At 36.0% G+C, this 17,949-nt stretch carries 20 protein-coding genes and 1 pseudogene; 6 read left to right on the top strand and 15 right to left on the bottom strand.

Going from position 1 to position 17,949, the window contains the following annotated elements:
* Positions 1-2: 2 nt before the first annotated feature.
* Entirely contained in the window at positions 3-635 is a 633-nt protein-coding gene (locus ACMA47_RS03775) for an NAD(P)H-dependent oxidoreductase (protein WP_413928733.1), read from the bottom strand.
* Positions 636-912: 277 nt separating this feature from the next.
* On the opposite strand from ACMA47_RS03775, the gene ACMA47_RS03770 reads away from it, so the two are divergent.
* The gene (locus tag ACMA47_RS03770; protein ID WP_413928732.1) at positions 913-1,665 is read left to right on the top strand and encodes an SDR family oxidoreductase; all 753 of its coding nucleotides are present in this window, start codon (positions 913-915) and stop codon (positions 1,663-1,665) included.
* A 6-nt stretch (positions 1,666-1,671) separates the two neighbouring features.
* On the opposite strand, the gene ACMA47_RS03765 is transcribed toward ACMA47_RS03770, so the two are convergent.
* The 14 genes and pseudogenes from ACMA47_RS03765 to ACMA47_RS03700 form a co-directional block, all read right to left on the bottom strand.
* On the bottom strand, positions 1,672-1,983 hold the full coding sequence (locus ACMA47_RS03765) for a hypothetical protein (RefSeq protein WP_413928731.1): 312 nt from the start codon (positions 1,981-1,983) through the stop codon (positions 1,672-1,674).
* A 69-nt stretch (positions 1,984-2,052) separates the two neighbouring features.
* Positions 2,053-3,012: a protein-glutamine glutaminase gene (locus tag ACMA47_RS03760; protein WP_413928730.1), complete on the bottom strand. Its 960-nt coding sequence runs from the start codon at positions 3,010-3,012 to the stop codon at positions 2,053-2,055.
* A 365-nt stretch (positions 3,013-3,377) separates the two neighbouring features.
* Positions 3,378-4,106, bottom strand: coding sequence for a lipoyl(octanoyl) transferase LipB (gene lipB / locus ACMA47_RS03755; RefSeq protein ID WP_413928729.1), 729 nt, complete (start codon positions 4,104-4,106; stop codon positions 3,378-3,380).
* A gap of 31 nt (positions 4,107-4,137) precedes the next feature.
* Positions 4,138-4,875 (bottom strand): annotated as a pseudogene (trpA, locus tag ACMA47_RS03750) (tryptophan synthase subunit alpha); the annotation flags it as partial.
* Positions 4,876-4,958: 83 nt separating this feature from the next.
* On the bottom strand, positions 4,959-6,143 hold the full coding sequence (trpB, locus tag ACMA47_RS03745; RefSeq protein ID WP_413928728.1) for a tryptophan synthase subunit beta: 1,185 nt from the start codon (positions 6,141-6,143) through the stop codon (positions 4,959-4,961).
* Positions 6,144-6,148: 5 nt separating this feature from the next.
* A complete protein-coding gene (locus ACMA47_RS03740) occupies positions 6,149-6,694 on the bottom strand; it encodes a GNAT family N-acetyltransferase (RefSeq protein WP_413928727.1) in 546 nt (181 codons plus the stop codon).
* Positions 6,691-7,200: a hypothetical protein gene (locus ACMA47_RS03735; RefSeq protein ID WP_413928726.1), complete on the bottom strand. Its 510-nt coding sequence runs from the start codon at positions 7,198-7,200 to the stop codon at positions 6,691-6,693. The genes ACMA47_RS03740 and ACMA47_RS03735 overlap by 4 nt, the downstream gene beginning before the upstream one ends.
* Positions 7,201-7,219: 19 nt before the next feature.
* The gene (locus ACMA47_RS03730; protein ID WP_413928725.1) at positions 7,220-7,918 is read right to left on the bottom strand and encodes a phosphoribosylanthranilate isomerase; all 699 of its coding nucleotides are present in this window, start codon (positions 7,916-7,918) and stop codon (positions 7,220-7,222) included.
* Between the two features lie 11 nt (positions 7,919-7,929).
* Entirely contained in the window at positions 7,930-8,703 is a 774-nt protein-coding gene (trpC, locus tag ACMA47_RS03725) for an indole-3-glycerol phosphate synthase TrpC (protein ID WP_413928724.1), read from the bottom strand.
* A 126-nt stretch (positions 8,704-8,829) separates the two neighbouring features.
* Positions 8,830-9,816 carry an anthranilate phosphoribosyltransferase gene (gene trpD, locus ACMA47_RS03720; protein ID WP_413928975.1) on the bottom strand — a complete coding sequence of 329 codons (987 nt, stop codon included), beginning with the start codon at positions 9,814-9,816 and terminating at the stop codon, positions 8,830-8,832.
* 41 nt (positions 9,817-9,857) lie between these two features.
* Positions 9,858-10,460, bottom strand: coding sequence for an anthranilate synthase component II (locus ACMA47_RS03715; RefSeq protein ID WP_413928723.1), 603 nt, complete (start codon positions 10,458-10,460; stop codon positions 9,858-9,860).
* 57 nt (positions 10,461-10,517) lie between these two features.
* A complete protein-coding gene (locus ACMA47_RS03710; protein WP_413928722.1) occupies positions 10,518-11,942 on the bottom strand; it encodes an anthranilate synthase component I family protein in 1,425 nt (474 codons plus the stop codon).
* A gap of 255 nt (positions 11,943-12,197) precedes the next feature.
* The gene (locus tag ACMA47_RS03705) at positions 12,198-12,833 is read right to left on the bottom strand and encodes a hypothetical protein (RefSeq protein WP_413928721.1); all 636 of its coding nucleotides are present in this window, start codon (positions 12,831-12,833) and stop codon (positions 12,198-12,200) included.
* Positions 12,834-12,989: 156 nt separating this feature from the next.
* Complete coding sequence (locus tag ACMA47_RS03700) at positions 12,990-13,442, bottom strand: cupin domain-containing protein (protein ID WP_413928720.1); 453 nt, start codon at positions 13,440-13,442, stop codon at positions 12,990-12,992.
* Positions 13,443-13,641: 199 nt separating this feature from the next.
* Here ACMA47_RS03700 and ACMA47_RS03695 point away from each other — a divergent pair, with 199 nt between their 5' ends.
* From ACMA47_RS03695 to ACMA47_RS03675, 5 genes are all read left to right on the top strand, one after another.
* Complete coding sequence (locus tag ACMA47_RS03695; RefSeq protein WP_034696013.1) at positions 13,642-13,857, top strand: hypothetical protein; 216 nt, start codon at positions 13,642-13,644, stop codon at positions 13,855-13,857.
* Positions 13,857-14,231, top strand: coding sequence for a c-type cytochrome (locus tag ACMA47_RS03690; protein ID WP_413928719.1), 375 nt, complete (start codon positions 13,857-13,859; stop codon positions 14,229-14,231). Before ACMA47_RS03695 ends, ACMA47_RS03690 begins: the two co-directional genes overlap by 1 nt.
* Positions 14,232-14,234: 3 nt before the next feature.
* Entirely contained in the window at positions 14,235-15,164 is a 930-nt protein-coding gene (rlmF, locus tag ACMA47_RS03685; RefSeq protein WP_413928718.1) for a 23S rRNA (adenine(1618)-N(6))-methyltransferase RlmF, read from the top strand.
* A 198-nt stretch (positions 15,165-15,362) separates the two neighbouring features.
* A complete protein-coding gene (lysS, locus tag ACMA47_RS03680) occupies positions 15,363-17,060 on the top strand; it encodes a lysine--tRNA ligase (RefSeq protein WP_034696005.1) in 1,698 nt (565 codons plus the stop codon).
* Between the two features lie 127 nt (positions 17,061-17,187).
* The gene (locus ACMA47_RS03675; protein ID WP_413928717.1) at positions 17,188-17,931 is read left to right on the top strand and encodes a hypothetical protein; all 744 of its coding nucleotides are present in this window, start codon (positions 17,188-17,190) and stop codon (positions 17,929-17,931) included.
* Positions 17,932-17,949: the final 18 nt, after the last annotated feature.

Below are 17,949 nucleotides of genomic sequence, written 5' to 3'. Positions count from 1 at the left end.
TATTACTTTTTTATGATAAATTCATCCATTGGAATTCTGACTTTTTTCATAGAAGAAAGCCAGTCATTAGCTTCGTCACGGTATCCAAGATATAAAAGAGTTACACTTTTTAATCCTAGTTCTTTCAATCCCAGCACTTCATCCACCACAGCATTGTTGAATCCTTCTGCCGGTGTACTGTCGATTTTAAGTTCTGCAGCCTGTGCAAGAGCAATTCCTAAGGCAATATAAGTCTGACGGGCAGTGTGGGCAAAATGCTCTTCAGGAGTTTGTGCTCCATACATTTTTTTGATGGTGTCCGTATAGCTGCCGAAACGTCCTCTCGGAAGGTCTCTTACATCGGTATGATAATCATAAACTTTGTCAATTTTTTCATTAGAATAACTGTCCCATGCTGCAAATACCAAAACGTGAGAAGAATCTCTCATGACTTCAGGGTTTAAAGCGCCTGCTACCATTTTTTCTTTCAGTTGCTGGTTTTCTACTACAATAATTCTGAACGGTTGTAGTCCGGATGAAGTAGGAGCCAGTCTTGCTGATTCTAAGATAGTATTAAGGTCTTCCTGTGAAACTTTTTTGGTAGGATCATAAGCTTTTACAGCGTGTCTCCAGTTTAGATTTTCTATTAATGACATTTTTATTTTGTTTTTAAATTAAACTACTTTGTGTTTTATCACCTCTATTTTAATGTTGAAGTAAATGAACAGTACAAATGTACACTCAATTTAATTGTGTGCAATTTAATTTTGAAAGATTTTATTGATAGCAATTATTGATAAACTTTAAAAAGGTAAAATAATGAAGAGTACAATGAGAAATTTTTAGTTTCAGTTTTAATCATTTCAGCATGATTCGGATTTTTTCAAAACCTTTGAATTCCAATCTTTGCCCTAGAATTTTAAACTAAAAACAATGCAAAGATTTAAAAACAAAACGGCCTTAATTACAGGAGGAACTAATGGAATGGGTTTGGCTACCGCTCAGAAATTTATAGAAGAAGGAGGGAAAGTCATTATTACAGGAAGAAGTGAAGAAACCGTGAATAATGCTTTGGAAAAGCTTGGAGAAAGTGCTTGCGGAATTGTATCCAATTCAGGAAATATAAAAGATCTGATGAATCTTCAGCAGGAAGTCAGAAAATATACAGAACATATTGATCTGGTCTTTGCCAATGCGGGATACGGAAGATTTGCTCCCGTGGAATATGTAGATGAAAATCAGTTTGATGAGCTCTTTAATATGCTGGTAAAAGGACCATTTTTTACTGTACAGCAGATATTACCATTGATGAAAAGCGGAAGCTCCGTTATTTTCAATACTTCCGTGGCGACAGAGATTGCGATGCCTAATTTTTCGGTGTATTCTGCAGCAAAATCTGCGGTGCAGTCAATGATCAAGACTTTTGCCGTAGAACTTACAGAACGTAGAATCCGTGTGAATGGAGTAAGTCCCGGGCACATTAAAACCAATATTTTTAATAATACAGGTTTAACCGGAGAGCAGATTGAAAGTGCTATAGATGATATTATTCCTACAATTCCTTTTAAAAGGCAGGGTGAACCGTCAGAAATAGCCAATGTAGTTCTGTTTCTGGCTTCAGAAGAAGCTTCCTATATCCATGGGGCAGAAGTGAAAGTGGATGCCGGGATTTCTGTGATCAGATAATCCGGATTATTTGACCTCTTTAATTTCTTTGATGATATTGGTTTTATTTTCAATACCAATATTATAGGTCTTACCTTTTTTAAAGCTTTGAGTTGCTTTTTCCATCAGGCTTTTATATTCCGGTGATTTTTTAGAGAGATAAAAAACCTGAGCGCTGATTCCTATAGCAACGCGTACCATTTCATTAGGTTTATCGGGATCTTCCATGATGTTGGAAATTGTGGCATTATTGTACCAGGTTAAGTTCTGTGAACTGGAATTACCGGAACAGGATGTAATCATAATAAAAAGTAATAGTAAATAGGACCAGGCTTTCATAATAAAAAAGATTAAGTAAAAAGCTCCTGCAATATATCAATATATAGACAGGAGCTCTATATAAATTAGTTAAAATCCACAGCTTGCTACACTAGGTGCAGGGGAAGGAGAACATCCTGAAAGGGATGAGAATATATTTAATACACAGTTGGTATTTACATAATTGTTATCATATAACAGAGAACCAGATGGACTTCTGTAGTATACGTTTCCTGCTGTATTGGCATAAGAAGATACAGAAGCAGATCCACAGCTGGTATTGGTACATGCAGCTCTCCATGCAGCGTCAGTTACTGGTCCGCTGGAGAATAATGATGGGTCAATGATTCTTTTTTCAACAATTCCGGAAGCATTTTTGAAGCTTACCAAAATGGCTACGTGATATACCCATGAAACACAACATGTTCCTGTAGAAGCTCTTAAGTTACCATATACGAATTGTTTTTCACAGTCGTAACCTGCATTCAAAAGGATTTGTCTCATTTTGTGCGCTCTTGCATAGCATCCATCCACAGGATATCTGAATGTGATACACGGTGAGGATGCAGTAGAAGTTCCACAAGACTGGTTTTTGATCTGAGTGAATAAGCTGTTCAGCGTTGCAAGATTAGGAATAACGCTTACCGCTTTTTTGCTGTCACCTCTTTCTTCTTTGTTGAATACTGATTTGAAATAACGGATGTCATCAGCTGTTGCTTTTTCTACTTTTGCGATTTCATTAGAATTAGCTTTCAGAAAAATCTGAACAGGTGTTTCATTTTCTACAGCTTCTTTGATCATGGAGATAAATCCCGCATTTTCTTTGGTATCCTTAATTTGATAAGGTTGTGCGGAAACCATAAATGAAACTTTAAATTTTCCATCCTCTTTTTCTATCCCTACCGGAACAGTTTTGCCAAAGTCTTTCATTGCGATTTCGTTAGACTCTTTAGCAACAAGATTAGGATCCTGATTGGCACCTGAATCCGAGCAGGAATTAAATGACAGTACCGTCACGAATACCATCATGGATAACAGAAATTTTTTCATAGTTTTTATATTTTGTGGTTAATTTTTAGTGAACTGTATAATGGTGATAGTTCACTATTTTGTGACATTAAAAGTAATAAAATTTAAAATATGAGCAATATTTTTTTCAAAAAAAATAAATTATTCTGTTGTTTTATTGATTTAATGATAGTGAAAAAGGTAGGAAAATGATGATTTTTATAGGGATATTCAGAGAAAATAGAAAATTTTTAAAATGGTGAAATCCGTTATTTTTTGCGATTTGGATTCCTACGGAATGACAAACGTTGTGGATAGTCTAAGCGAATAAAAATAACATTATCATAAAACTAAAAACCCAGTTTCAACTATTGAAACCGGGTTTGTTATATTGTAAATAAACTTGACTATTTGTAAATCAATTCTGCCTGAAAAACTTCAGCGAAATGCTTTCTGATCTTTGCTTTCAGTTCTTCCATTTCTTCTGGTGTCAATTCTCTTTCAAGTTCTCTTTTTAATGAAGTTACCTGCTTATCTTTGATACCACATGGAATAATGTATTCAAAATAACGCATATCCGTATTTACATTCAATGCAAAGCCGTGAAGAGTTACCCAACGGGAAGCTTTCACTCCCATCGCACACATTTTTCTGGCGTAAGGTTTTCCAACATCCAGCCAAACTCCGGTTTCTCCCGGAGAGCGCTCTCCTTTAATACCATATTCGGCAATGGTTCTGATGATCACTTCTTCCAGATTTCTCATATATAAATGAATATCCGTGAAAAAGTTTTCAAGATCCAGAATAGGATAACCTACAACTTGTCCATAACCATGATAGGTAATATCTCCGCCACGATTTACTTTCACGAAAGTAGCATCAATTTCTTTCAGCTTGTCAATGCCGGCAAGCATATTTTCTTCATGCCCGCTTTTTCCTAAGGTATACACATGAGGATGTTCTACAAAAAGAAGGTGATTGGGAGTAGTGGTATGCTGTTCTGCAGGAAGATCTCTGTTTTTTATTTTGGTGTCAATGATGTTTTTCATCAGCTGTTCCTGATAATCCCAGGCAGGCTGATATTCTTTGACTCCTAAATCTTCAAATTCTACTGCTTTATTTTGATTTGTATTCATTTCAATTTTTGATATACAAATTTAGTGAATTTTACCCTTTTATGGAATGGATAAAATCTATAGCACTTTTCTTCCAGTCTCTATCTTGAAGCAAAATATTCACAAAGGCTGTCCCAATGATACCACCATCTGCTTTTTCCGTGACATTTTCAAAATCTTCTTTCGATTTAATACCGAATCCTATCATTACCGGATTTTTAAGTGGAAGAGCTGCGATTCTGGAAAGGTAACTCTCATTTTTCAAAACAGCATTTTCATTTCCGGTAGTGGAAGAGGAGCTTACGGCATACAGGAATCCTGAGCTTAAAGAATCCAGATAGATCATTCTTTCATCCGAAGTTTCCGGAGTTACCAGAAAGGTGAAGTTTAGATTGTACTGTTTTAAAATATGGTGATAGTTTTTCTCAAACTCAATAGGAGGAAGGTCGGGAAGGATTAATCCTGAAACACCACTTTCCGCACATGCCGCACAGAATTTCTCAAATCCGAAGCTCAAAACAGGATTAATGTAACCCATCAAAATAATCGGAATTCTGATTTCGTCTTTGATTGCTTTCAGCTGAGACAATAGTTTTTCAATGGTCATTCCGTTTTGTAAAGCCAGTTCGTGAGCTTTCTGGATCACAGGTCCGTCTGCCACAGGATCAGAATAAGGCATTCCGATTTCAATCATATCGGCTCCGGATTCCTGAATCAGTTGTATAATATCAGCGGTATCTTCCAACTGTGGAATTCCTGCTGTGAAGTATATATTTAGTTTTTTCATTTTTTTATTATAGAGGTTAGAAGTTAGAGATTAGAAGTTAGAAGGTGAATACTTTTTATTAGGTAATACTTACTAATTTCTAGTATCTAACTTCTAATTTCTTTAAGATATGTTTCCATATCCTTATCTCCACGGCCGCTCAGACAAATAACGACAATATCATTTTCATTAAATTTTTTCTTATCTAAAACTGCCAGCGCATGAGAACTTTCCAGTGCGGGAATGATTCCTTCCAGTTTGGTTAATTCAAATGCACATTGTAAAGCTTCATCATCATTAATACTAAAGAATTCTGCTCTTTTTTCTTTGAACAAATGCGCATGGAAAGGGCCTATTCCAGGATAATCCAGCCCTGCAGAAATAGAATGAGGTTCTATCACCTGTCCGTCTTCCGTCTGCATCACAAGGCTTTTGCTTCCGTGAAGAACTCCAAGCGTTCCTAAGAATGTAGTCGCAGCAGATTTTCCTGAATCTACACCCAATCCTCCGGCTTCCGCAGCAATGATTTTTACTTCTTTTTCTTCTACAAAATGATAGAAAGTTCCTGCAGCATTACTTCCTCCACCTACACAGGCAATCACATAATCAGGATTTTCTCTTCCAATTTTCTCTTTCAGCTGTTCTTTGATTTCTTTTGAAATAATACTTTGAAATCTTGCCACCAAATCAGGGAAAGGATGAGGTCCTACCACACTTCCAATCACATAATGAGTCGTCACAGGATTGTTGATCCAGTCTCTTAATGCTTCATTTACTGCATCTTTAAGGGTCTTTGAACCTGAAGTAGCTGCTACAACTTCTGCACCCAGCATTTTCATTCTTGCTACATTCGGGGCTTGTCTCTGGATATCAATTTCTCCCATATAAACAATGCACTCAAGACCAAGCAAAGCACACGCTGTAGCAGTAGCAACGCCATGTTGTCCTGCACCGGTTTCAGCAATGATTCTGGTTTTTCCAAGACGTTTTGCCAATAAAACCTGTCCCAGAGCATTATTGATCTTGTGAGCTCCGGTATGGTTGAGATCTTCTCTTTTTAAATAAATCTGTGTCTGGTATTTTTGACTTAAGTTTTTAGCAAAATAGAGTGGTGTAGCCCTTCCGACATAATTTTTCAGCAAATCCTGATATTCAGCCTGAAAATCTTCAGATTCTATGATTTCAAGATAGTTTTTTTGCAGTTCTTCTACATTAGGATAGAGCATTTCGGGGATGAAAGCACCTCCAAACTCTCCATAATATCCGTTTTCATCGGGGTTTTTATAATTCATTTTTTTTATTCTTTAGTAATTAAATAAGCGTTGTTTTGTACACTCAGCTGGTTCAGCAGTTCTTTTCTTTTCTGCGAGGTATGAAAAATTAAAATATCATCATCTTCAGAATTCACCCAATCCGAGCCGATACTTTCTTTGATCATTTTGGCTTTTTCGTGGAGAATTTCTATATCACATTTTTCATAAAAGGAACGAAGATCGGAATGGCAGAAACCAATCGTTTCCAAATTTCTCTGAATAACATTTTCCTTGAAATTCTTTACCAATGCAGCACCATATCCTTTCTTTTTATGAGCTGCTACAAGCCCTACAGCTTCTGCAAAAGTATATGCTGTGTCTGCTATTTTTAAGGTAAAATCAAAATTCACCCTTATAACAGCCAGAATATTTTCATGGGCATCTACCAGAAAATGAAATTCTGAATCTTTGAAAAAAGATCGGAAATAGGTAGATTTCATCGTGTTCCATGCAGAAATGTCCCAAAGTTCAAGAATATGTTTGATCTCGGCTTCCGTTAAATCTTTCGTTTCTTTTATCTTATATTTCATGGGTTTAAGCTATTAATAAATGTGAGATGGTAATCATTTTGCTGTTTGGTAATCAGTTTTTTATAATACAGTAATTCTATTTTGTGCATTAAATCAATTAAGGTCGCTTTATCTATTTTCGACTGATACATGGTAATGGCAATTTCCAGGTTATCAATCATAAAATAAGGGTCAGAGTCTTCATACAACAGGAATATTTTAGCATAAATTAATCCCAGGTCATATTTTATACTTGATCTGACATGGTTTTCTAAAAATTTATCTGAAATAATAACCAGATAATAGCTGTTCCATAAGCTGATTCTTTCAAAAAAATACTGAATATCTGTTTCTTCAAAATCTTTAATAATACAAATGAAATCAGACAATAGTCCTCCCACTTCCCAATGTTCCGTATTACTGTCGTTCTGTGCAACAAAGTGGTACAGATTCTGAATTTTTTCATTCCCGAACTTAGGGGGAAATAAGGTTTTGTAAAATGTCTTTTTGAGCAAATGTATATTCATCCTTGTGTGTTTTTATGTGTTATTTATTTTGCTGATATAAAGTTTTAAACTTTTTTATGCGGTCAATATTTTTATTTCCGGGCTCTGTTTCAAATTTCGAATTGATATCTAAAGCAAAAGGTTGTTGTTTCAATGTATCAATATTCTCTATATTTTCCTCAGAAATACCGCCGCTTAAAAAGTAGGGCAGTGGAATTTCAAATTCATTCAGCATATTCCAGTCGAATTGTTTTCCCGTTCCGCCAAAGGCTTTGCTGTCAGTGTCGAATAGGTAGTAGGTGATAGGTTGCAGGTTGCAGGTTGCTTGTTGCAGATCAAGAATTTGTGTTATTTTATTTTGATTTTCTGCCGTATTACTTCCTATTCTGATTACTTTAATGATTCCAACCTCAGGATTCAGTTTTTGTCTTAGCTCCGTTATAAAATCATTGCTTTCATCACCGTGAAGCTGTACAAAATTCAAATTTGCGTGCTGAACGATCTTTACAATGATATCTACTTCTTCATTGACAAAAACACCTACTTTTCCGCGATGCTCAAGAGTTGAGATCTCTTCCAGACTCAGATGATTCAGAACATATCTCGGTGACTTTTCGTAGAAGATAAAACCGAGAAAATCTGTATTCATAGCAATCAATTCCTGAATCTGGCCCTGTTTTGTAAGACCGCAGACTTTGAGTTGAGGTAGCAGATTGGTGGTTGTAGGTTGCAGTTTCATTGTTGTTGAGTTTAAATTTGAGAAGCGAATTCTTCAAAAGCTTTGGCAGGATCTGTATTTTTCATGAAATATTCTCCCATCAGGAAACCGTCAAATCCTTTTTCCTTTAAAAATTGGAAATCTTCAAGGCTGTAAATACCGCTTTCTGCAACTGATAAAACATCTTTTGGAAGTTGATTTTTCAACTGAACCGAATGCTGAAGATCTACCTTGAAATCTTTAAGATTCCTGTTATTAATCCCAACTAAGTCGATTTTTGAATTGAAATGTTTCAGTTCATCTTCCGTATGAATTTCCAGTAAAACCTCCAATTTCAGCTGATGAGCTAATTCTGTGAATTCCTGTACCTGAGCTGGTGATAGACATGAAGCAATCAGTAAAACAACATCAGCTCCAATACTTTTGGCTTCGTAAAACTGATATTCATCAATCATAAAATCTTTTCGCAGAATCGGAATAGTAATCTCATTTCTTACGCTTAGAATATCATTGAGGTTTCCTCCAAAAAAATCATGGTCAGTCAGGATAGAAATTCCACTTGCTCCGAAATTTTCGTAAGCAGAAGCTACTTCCAATGGTTGTACACTATTGTTTATGATTCCTTTTGAGGGAGATTGTCTTTTAAACTCAGCAATAATTCCTCTCTTATTTTTGATAGATTCTTTCAGACAATACGTAGGTCTTCCAAAAAAGGCTGTGCTTTTTAATCGGTCAAGGGAAATTCGCAATTTTGCTGCAGCAACTTCCTCTTTTTTTCGTTCAATAATTTTATCCAGTATAGTCATTTTTTTGTGTTTAAAATTTAATCAATGATTATTTTATTCGAACCTGTCTAAACTTTTTTCTTTTGAACCATTAAGATTGTATACTTCATTACTTAAAAATTCTTAACGGTTAAAAAAATTGTAAGACTAATTAATTAAAAGATTAAAACTATTCAATGCTTTTCCGCTTTGAAGGCTTTCCTGAGCCATTAAAAGACAGTCATCATACGTCCCGAATTTATGAGTGTTGTGTAAGGCTACTGAAGCGTTGGCAAGAATTACAGAGTTCTGCTGTTCTGTACCGTTTCCTTCCAGAATATTCATAAATATTTTTGCCGTTTCCTGAATGGAACTTCCGGCTTTAATATCTTCCAGTGTTACCGGATTGAAACCTAAATCTTCTGCAGAATAGATTTCTTCACCGTTTTTTGTAATGATTTTACTATCATCAGTAAGGCTTATTTCATCATATCCGTCAAGACCATGGACCAGAGTAAAATCACGTTCCTCTTTCTGAAGGAGATACTGATAAATTCTTGCAATTTCCAGATTATAAACTCCAATCATTGAATATTTTGGTTTTGCCGGATTTACCAATGGGCCCAAAAGGTTAAAGAATGTTCTCAATCCCAAAGATTTTCTCAATAATCCAACTGATTGCAGAGCAGGATGAAAATAAGGTGCATGTAAAAAGCAGATGTTGGCTCTTTCAAGATCTTCATTCAATTGTTCCGAGCTGTTTTTAAACTGATATCCCAGTTCTTCCAGTACATTCGATGAACCTGTGGTGGTTGAAGCTCCGTAATTTCCATGTTTTGTTACCTTTTGTCCGGCTCCGGCTACTACAAAGCTGGCCAGAGTGGAGATATTGATGGTATCTTTTCCATCTCCACCCGTTCCTACAATATCAATAGCATCATTGGCGTCGATGTTTACAGGAACAGCCATCTGTAATAAAGCTTCTCTGAAGCCTTCCAGCTCTTTCAAGGTGATATTCCGCATCAGAAAAACGCTCATAAAAGCAGTCACTTCTGCGGCGTTGAACTTATTCTGTGCAATCTCAATCATCATCGCTTTTGCTTCAGATTTTGAGAGTGTGTTATGATTAAACAGATATTGCAGTATTTCTTTCATTTGTGGTGTTTTTATGGTTGTTGAAGAGATTTCTAAGGTTTTCATGACAACAGAAAGTTTTTAATGATTACTTCTCCTTCCGGCGTTAAAATACTTTCAGGGTGAAACTGTACTCCGTGTACATCATATGTTTTGTGCTGTAAAGCCATGATCATTCCGTCTTTATCTACAGCCGTAATTTCCAGTTCTTCCGGGAATCCTTCCGGATTGACTGCCCAGCTATGATATCTTCCTACTTCCAATCCTGATTGTAAATCTTTGAAAACTTTGGTGTTTTCTTTTACAATTTCAGTAGTGGTGGCTACTCCGTGGAAGATTTCAGAAAGGTTAATCAAACTTCCTCCGAAAGCTTCGGCGATAGCCTGCTGACCCAGGCATACTCCAAGGATACTTTTGGTAGGGGCGTATTTTTTAATAAGGTCTAATAAAATACCGGCTTCTTCAGGAATTCCGGGACCTGGAGAAAGGATGATTTTGTCATATTTTCCAATCTCTTCAAGAGTAATTTTATCATTTCTTACCACATCAACTCTTTGATTCAGAATTCTTTCGATAATCTGGACAAGGTTATAGGTAAAGCTGTCGTAGTTGTCGAAAACGAGAACTTTAAGCTGTGGTTGTTGAGTGTTTATATTGTTGTTCATTGCTTTTTTGTTAGAGAGTTGCTGGTTGTTTTTGTTACTGTTAGATAGTTGGTTGATTTATTTTTCAACTATTTTTTCAGCTTTTTCTACGGCTTTTTTCAGGGCGTTCAGTTTGTTGTTGACTTCCTGCAGTTCGCTTTCAGGGACAGATTTTGCCACAAGGCCGGCACCAGCCTGATAAAATAACGTATTGTTTTTACTTAAGAAGGTTCTGATCATAATGGCCTGATTGCAGGTTCCGTTCAATCCGATAATTCCGATACAGCCGCCATAATATCCACGGGAGTCTTTCTCATATTGGTTGATCAACTGAAGTGCTTTATGTTTTGGAGCACCACTTAATGTTCCCTGAGGGAAAGTGGCAGAAACCATTTCAAGAGGATTGATATCATCTTCAACATCTGCCGTCACTTCACTTACCATATGAATAACGTGGGAGAAAAGCTGGATTTCTTTAAGTTTAGTAACTGTTACGTTTTTTCCAAGCTTTCCAAGATCATTTCTTGCCAGATCTACCAACATGGTATGCTCAGCATTTTCTTTGGGATCAGCTTTTAAAACTTCAATAGCTTCAAGATCCGCTTCAAAGTTTCCGGTTCTTTTCGAAGTTCCTGCAATCGGGTGAATAATTGCTTTATTATTTTTAATGATTAACTGGCTTTCAGGACTTGAACCGAATAGTTTGTAATTTCCATAATCAAAATAGAACAGGTAAGGGGAAGGGTTGATGTTTCTCAAAGCACGGTATACATTAAACTCGTCTCCCTTGAATTTTTGTTCAAACCTTCTGCTTAAAACCAGTTGGAAGACATCACCACGCATACAATGTTTCTGAGCTGTTTTTACAAGTTCAAGATAATCTTCATCGGTAATATTAGAGGTTTCCTCACTTGTTTTCTCAAAAGGATAAACCGGAGTATTCTGATTTTTAATAAGGTTTTCCAGCAGATGAAGTTCAGATTTTACCCCATCAATAAAGTTTTCAATAATATGCATTTCATCATTGAAATGATTGATCGCAATTACATATTGGTATAATCTGTATCTCATCACAGGGATTTCTACTTCCTTGCTCTGTGGTTTAAGACTGATGTTTTCAAAGAACTGTACCGCTTCAAAACTTGTGTAGCCAAAAAGACTCTGAGCCGTCTGTTCAATCGGATCATTGGTTTCTTTGCAGTTAAAAATTTTTCGGAACTCTTCAAATATATCTGTGATATTTCGCTCCATAATAAACTGCTTTACGGGAGCAGAAGCAGGAAGTTTGATTTCATATTCGTTGAGGTTTTTCACTTCAATTCCGGCAATAGCATTCACCGCAATGAAGGAAAAATTATTATCAATACTCTTTGAATCTGAACTTTCCAGAAGAATGGTATCCCTGAATTTGTCCCTGATCTTAAGATAAATATTCATGGGAGTATGAAGGTCTCCCAGTGTTTTTTTCGAAACAGTTTTTATTGTAATTGTGTTGGTCAACATCTTATTGTTTTTTGTGAGATTAAGGAATAAAAAAAGGCTTTAACGGTATCCGTCAAAGCCTATATATTGTTTTTTGATTATTTCTGCTGTAGTTAACAACATGACAATACCTTCAGACCCGACGAAGAGTTTGAAAGCCACCACCAAATATTGTTGTTCATTTTTAACATGGGACAAATGTAGAAATTTTTTTAATAAAAAAACTAAAAAATATCAGAAAATACTAAAACTTAATATAGAAATCCTTTATTTAAGCTACTTGAGCTCCTGTTTTAATTCTTTGATTTTTTCTTTATAAGTTTCATCATCATAGTATTTTACATAGTCTTCCAGTGCAGAAATGTATTCTTCTATAAATTCCTTATTCGTCTTGTCTGCTTCATATTTGATTCTTGCAGAGTTAACAGGAGCCAGTTTGGAATACTTAAGATTGGCCCGTCCTTCATCAGATTGATAATAAAGAATGACTATGTTTTTTTCATATCCCGGAATATATTTTACAGGGAAAGAAACTTCTGCCTGTGGAATCCTGATGGCATTTTCAATCGGATAAATCGCTGCGCTGGTCGTGGAGAAAAAGGTTGAAGTATATTTTCCGTCCTGCTTTTTCACAATAGCCTCATAATCGTGGATGTACATATCATTGAGGGTAGAATTGGTTTCTACATCAGAGGTGATAATCGCAGTACTTTCTACTCCGTATTTGTTTAAAAACCATGCATTTAAAAACTGTCCGCCAAAACCATTTACTATAGCCAGTGGAATAATTGGAATTAAAAACCATGCTTTTTTGGTCAGATAGGAGAGTAATCCAAAGAACGCAAACAACAGAACCACAGTATAAAAACCATGATGGCTGGTGAAAAACAGAATTTTTGAAATTAAAACCATGGATTAAAGATAACTATAATAATCTTTTGTTAAATGCTAAGATCACAAAGTTGTTATTAAATGATTGTTAAAATGTCCGCAAAGGCGTTTCACTCAGCAAAAGACGCTATCATTAGCTAAACGAAGTGCCCTTGCGGACTCAGCGTTTAAAACCATTTATTGTACCGGTTCAGACAAAGGAATATCAGGAGTTCCGCTGTAGAAAACAATCAGAGTCACCCCTTTGTCACCCGTTTTTCCTCGGTGGCCTACATTCACCATTTCCGGCAGCACCTGGCCTTTACGTATCCACTGTGTTTTGCCATCTTCTTTTCTTTCCACTTGAATTTCACCTTTTTCTACATAAGCTGCATTGATCACAGGATGTTTATGCCAACTCAGTGCAGAATTGGGAGGTACGGCAATTTTAAGAACCGTGATTTCCGGCTGTGTGGTAGGATAGGCCGGATATACCGTTCCATCCCATGATTTAGTTGTTTTTAAAAGGGTCACCGATTCAATTTTATCAGAATATTCTGATTGTGGTTCGTTAGATGAATTGTCACACGAAAGAAAGAGGGAAGAGGATACAACAAAGAAAGCTGCAGCCAACAAATTTTTTTTAGTCATAAGCTTCATATTTATATTTCGGTTTTGGTTTGGATCATCAGATATACAAAAATAATAACCTATTTTAAATTTCCCTATTGATTGAATTATTTTTTATTGTTAAATTAAAACTCTGACCGCAAAAATATTTCTCAAAGAAAACATTTGTCATAAGTTTAAAAGGTTATTTTTTATATTTTTGCTTCCAAATTAGAAAAAAATGAAAAAAGTATTAGCAATCGCATTTATCGGAGGTTTATTATTAGCAAGCTGTTCTAAAAAAGTAGATCACTCTTTACAGGACACCAACACAATGCTTCCAGAGCCAGAAGTAGCTACTGTTGATTCTACGGCTAAAACTGCTGCTCCAGCTGCTGCAACTCCGGCTGCTCCTGCACCTGAAGCTGCTAAAACAGATTCTACAGCGAAGAAATAATGAAAAAAATACTTTTAGCAGGAACTTTAGGTCTTATGATCATTTCCTGTTCTAAAAAAGAAAATACAGCAGAGGTAGCATCTTCTTCTGAAACAGCCGCTGTTTCAGAACCTGCTCAATCTAATCTTTCAGGTGATCAGATCATCGAAACATTGGACTGTTCAGGATGTCACGCTGTTAATGAGAGAATGATAGGACCTTCTTATAAGGAAATTGCAGGAAAGTATTCTGAAAAGGATACAGAACTGCTGGCTTCCAAAATTATAGAAGGCGGAAGTGGAGTATGGGGAAGTGTGCCTATGGCCGCCCATCCACAGGTGTCTAAAGAAGATGCCAAAAAAATGGTAGAATATATTTTAAGTCAGAAGAAATAAAATATGTCTGCTGAAAAATCCAGTCTGCACACAAGAAATCTGCATCGTAATCCCTATGATTTTGATCAGCTTATTTCTTGTGTGCCGGAACTGAAACACTATGTTTTCGTGAATGCTTATCAGACGGTAACCATTAATTTCAGCATTCCACAAGCAGTTAAACTGCTCAATAAAGCTTTACTCTTACATTTCTACAACATTAAAGGCTGGGATATTCCCGATACCAATCTTTGTCCACCCATTCCGGGAAGGGCAGATTATGTACACTATATTGCGGATCTTTTAGCTGAACAATTTGATACAATTCCGACAGGAAATTCTGTAAAAGGCCTGGATATAGGAACAGGAGCCAATCTTGTATATCCTTTAATCAGTTACAGATCTTATGGCTGGACAATGCTGGGAACAGATATCAATCAGGATTCATTGAAAAATGCTCAGAATATTCTGGACCAGAATGAAGATTTATCCACTGTCATTCAGTTGAAAAGTCAGCCTGATGCTGATCATATCTTTACCAATATCATTAATACTGACGACAGATTTACATTTACGATGTGCAATCCTCCTTTTCATGATTCTGAAGAATCTGCCATAAAAGGGAATATCAGGAAAACCAAAAACCTTAGTAAATCAAAGAAAACGAAACCTCTTCTTAACTTCGGTGGGCAACAGTCGGAACTTTGGTGTGAAGGTGGTGAGCTGGCATTTATCACAAAAATGATTAATGAAAGCGTATTATTTTCATCACAGGTTCTTTGGTTCACATGTCTGGTTTCTAAAAAAGATAATCTCAATAAGTTGACTAACCTTTTAAAAAACGTCAAAGCTGTAGAAGTGAAAACCATTGATATGGCTCAGGGACAAAAAGTTAGTAGAATGCTGGCGTGGACGTTTATTCCTCAAAAAAACAGAAAAGCCTGGTTGGTTTAAAGTTCGAGGGTTTAAAGTTTAATATTCAAAGTTTAAGGTTAATAGCGCAATAATTCAACTCTCGCATTCTTATCCCCCGTATCCCGCAACACGTATCCCAATACCCTGCATCTCAACCACTTTTTAAAATTTCTGAAAAAAGCCATTGATGGTCATGTCAAAAATGCCTAAATTTGTACGCTTTTAGAAAAATAAGAAATGCAATTATCAGAACAAGAAATCATTAGAAGAGAAAAGCTTAATAAGCTTACTGAAATGGGGATTAATGCGTTCCCTGCGGATGAGTATATAATTACAGATACTACAGAATCTATAAAACAGGACTTTTCTGAAAGTAAACAGGTGAAGATCGCTGGTAGATTGATGTCCCGCAGAATTCAAGGAAAAGCTTCTTTTGCAGAATTGCAGGATTCTAAAGGAAAAATCCAGGTGTATTTCAACAGAGACGAGATCTGTCCGGGTGAAGATAAAGAACTATATAATGAAGTTTACAAGCACCTTTTGGATATCGGTGATATTATCGGTATTGAGGGAGAATTGTTTACTACTCAGGTAGGAGAGAAGACAGTTTTAGTGAAAAACTTTACGCTTCTTACAAAGGCTTTACGTCCTCTTCCTCAGGCAAAAACTGATGATAACGGTGTTGTACACGATGGGTTCACCGATCCGGAATTAAGATACAGACAGCGTTATGTAGATTTAACGGTAAACCCACAGGTAAAAGAAATTTTCGTGAAAAGAACAAAATTGTTCAATGCCATGAGAACATTCTTTAATGATGCAGGGTATTTTGAAGTGGAAACACCAATTCTACAGTCAATTCCTGGTGGAGCAGCAGCAAAACCGTTTATCACGCACCACAATGCGTTAGATATTCCATTATATTTAAGAATTGCCAACGAATTATATCTGAAGAGATTGATCGTAGGTGGTTTTGATGGTGTATATGAGTTCTCTAAAAACTTCAGAAATGAAGGGATGGACAGAACACACAACCCGGAGTTTACGGCTATGGAAATCTATGTAGCGTACAAAGATTACAACTGGATGATGGATTTCACTGAGAAATTATTGGAATTCTGTGCTATCCAGGTAAACGGAACGACTACGGCTACTTTCGGAGAACATAATGTAGACTTCAAAGCTCCTTATCCAAGAGTTTCCATGACAGAAGCGATCCTTAAATTTACAGGGTTCGATATTACTGGAAAAACTGAGAAGGAATTATATGATTTTGCCAAGTCTATCGGTATTGAAGTGAATGAGACAATGGGGAAAGGAAAATTAATCGATGAGATCTTCGGTGAAAAATGTGAAGGAAACTTCATTCAGCCGACTTTCATTACAGATTATCCGATCGAAATGTCTCCACTGACAAAGAAACACAGAAGCAAAGAAGGTTTAACAGAGCGTTTTGAATTAATGGTATGCGGTAAAGAAATCGCTAACGCTTATTCAGAGCTTAATGATCCTATCGATCAGAGAGAACGTTTTGAAGCACAGATGGCATTATCTGAAAGAGGAGATGATGAAGCAATGTTCATCGATCAGGACTTCTTAAGAGCCCTGGAATACGGTATGCCACCAACATCAGGGTTAGGAATCGGTATGGACAGATTAATTATGTTCTTAACAAATAATGCCTCAATCCAGGAAGTATTGTTCTTCCCTCAGATGAGACCTGAAAAAGCAGTTCCACAAATTGAATTAGGGGAGGATGAAAAAGTAATCCTTGAAATCCTTAACTCTCAGGAAGAAGCAATGTCTCTAGCTGAAGTAAAAGAAAGAAGCCAGTTATCCGGTAAAAAATGGGATAAAGCTTCTAAAACTTTGACAAAAAATAATATTGTGAAAGTAGAAAAGATTGATGAAAATCTTTTGATGAAATTGGCTTAAGATTTAATACAATAAATAGTATAAATAGAAAGACTGCTTTTGGGCAGTCTTTTTTTGTAGGGCATTGTAAAAGAAGGTTTTATTTGTATATTCATCTCCTGAAAAACTAACTGAAAACCTATTAAACATGTCAAAGCGAATTAAGATTCTTCAGCCTGTGGCACTATATTCGGCTCATGAAGAAAATTCCAAAACTTCTGACTTTTTACACGAAGGAGAAATTGTAGAATTTAACCGTGAAAAAAGACGAAATGGGATTAACTGGATGGAAATTTATATTGCCGGAAAGACCTTATATATTAAGAAAGATTTTTCTAAAATGTATATTGTGAGAGATGCCAGGCTTTCCGATGATTCCTGCACCGTTGTATTTATTGAAGAAAACGAGGGTAGAAAACGGTCTTTTTCTGAAGTATTCAGCGCTTCAAGAATAGAAAATGAAGAAAATAATACGGCAGTAAAACTAAGCAGGAATTATGATTCAGGGAAAAAGGAAAAGTATCTGGAACTTTTTTATGATAAAAATAATGCAGATGTGAGTGTTAAAACACTTGTAAAAAAAGATAAATTTGAAATTACTTCTGAAAACAAAGTTTTTCTTGAAATTTTATATGGTAAACGAACCGGGTACATTCTTTCCAATGTAGATTATTCTGAAAGTAAAGACTGGTGGATGAAGCCCCTTATGTATATCATCATGATTGCTGTAGCGATTCTTGCGTTTGTCGTAATTTTTAAAACCGGATGGATCGTTATAGGGCCAATTCTTTTGATTCCAGGTGCTATATTAGCATTTGTCATTATGCTTGTTGTCAAAATAACACTAGGAATACTCAATTTCTTTTTTCAGAGGATCAGAAAGCGTTTTTAAACAATAAAAAAGGTACAG

This window comes from Chryseobacterium sp. T20 (genome assembly GCF_047345655.1).
Lineage (GTDB): Bacteria > Bacteroidota > Bacteroidia > Flavobacteriales > Weeksellaceae > Chryseobacterium.
Note: the sequence above shows the minus strand (reverse complement) of the source record. Positions and strands in the feature narration are given on the sequence as shown.

Bases quoted from the DNA above. Each gene is read 5' to 3' on its own strand.
- ACMA47_RS03740 (WP_413928727.1), bottom strand. From the start codon at position 6,694: ATGAAATATAAGATAAAAGAAACGAAAGATTTAACGGAAGCCGAGATC.
- ACMA47_RS03760 (WP_413928730.1), bottom strand. From the start codon at position 3,012: ATGAAAAAATTTCTGTTATCCATGATGGTATTCGTGACGGTACTGTCA.
- rlmF (WP_413928718.1), top strand. From the start codon at position 14,235: ATGTCTGCTGAAAAATCCAGTCTGCACACAAGAAATCTGCATCGTAAT.
- trpD (WP_413928975.1), bottom strand. From the start codon at position 9,816: ATGAAAGAAATACTGCAATATCTGTTTAATCATAACACACTCTCAAAA.
- ACMA47_RS03700 (WP_413928720.1), bottom strand. From the start codon at position 13,442: ATGACTAAAAAAAATTTGTTGGCTGCAGCTTTCTTTGTTGTATCCTCT.
- ACMA47_RS03690 (WP_413928719.1), top strand. From the start codon at position 13,857: ATGAAAAAAATACTTTTAGCAGGAACTTTAGGTCTTATGATCATTTCC.
- ACMA47_RS03770 (WP_413928732.1), top strand. From the start codon at position 913: ATGCAAAGATTTAAAAACAAAACGGCCTTAATTACAGGAGGAACTAAT.
- ACMA47_RS03675 (WP_413928717.1), top strand. From the start codon at position 17,188: ATGTCAAAGCGAATTAAGATTCTTCAGCCTGTGGCACTATATTCGGCT.
- ACMA47_RS03695 (WP_034696013.1), top strand. From the start codon at position 13,642: ATGAAAAAAGTATTAGCAATCGCATTTATCGGAGGTTTATTATTAGCA.
- lysS (WP_034696005.1), top strand. From the start codon at position 15,363: ATGCAATTATCAGAACAAGAAATCATTAGAAGAGAAAAGCTTAATAAG.
- ACMA47_RS03775 (WP_413928733.1), bottom strand. From the start codon at position 635: ATGTCATTAATAGAAAATCTAAACTGGAGACACGCTGTAAAAGCTTAT.
- lipB (WP_413928729.1), bottom strand. From the start codon at position 4,106: ATGAATACAAATCAAAATAAAGCAGTAGAATTTGAAGATTTAGGAGTC.
- ACMA47_RS03765 (WP_413928731.1), bottom strand. From the start codon at position 1,983: ATGAAAGCCTGGTCCTATTTACTATTACTTTTTATTATGATTACATCC.
- ACMA47_RS03705 (WP_413928721.1), bottom strand. From the start codon at position 12,833: ATGGTTTTAATTTCAAAAATTCTGTTTTTCACCAGCCATCATGGTTTT.
- ACMA47_RS03710 (WP_413928722.1), bottom strand. From the start codon at position 11,942: ATGTTGACCAACACAATTACAATAAAAACTGTTTCGAAAAAAACACTG.
- ACMA47_RS03735 (WP_413928726.1), bottom strand. From the start codon at position 7,200: ATGAATATACATTTGCTCAAAAAGACATTTTACAAAACCTTATTTCCC.
- trpC (WP_413928724.1), bottom strand. From the start codon at position 8,703: ATGACTATACTGGATAAAATTATTGAACGAAAAAAAGAGGAAGTTGCT.
- trpB (WP_413928728.1), bottom strand. From the start codon at position 6,143: ATGAATTATAAAAACCCCGATGAAAACGGATATTATGGAGAGTTTGGA.
- ACMA47_RS03715 (WP_413928723.1), bottom strand. From the start codon at position 10,460: ATGAACAACAATATAAACACTCAACAACCACAGCTTAAAGTTCTCGTT.
- ACMA47_RS03730 (WP_413928725.1), bottom strand. From the start codon at position 7,918: ATGAAACTGCAACCTACAACCACCAATCTGCTACCTCAACTCAAAGTC.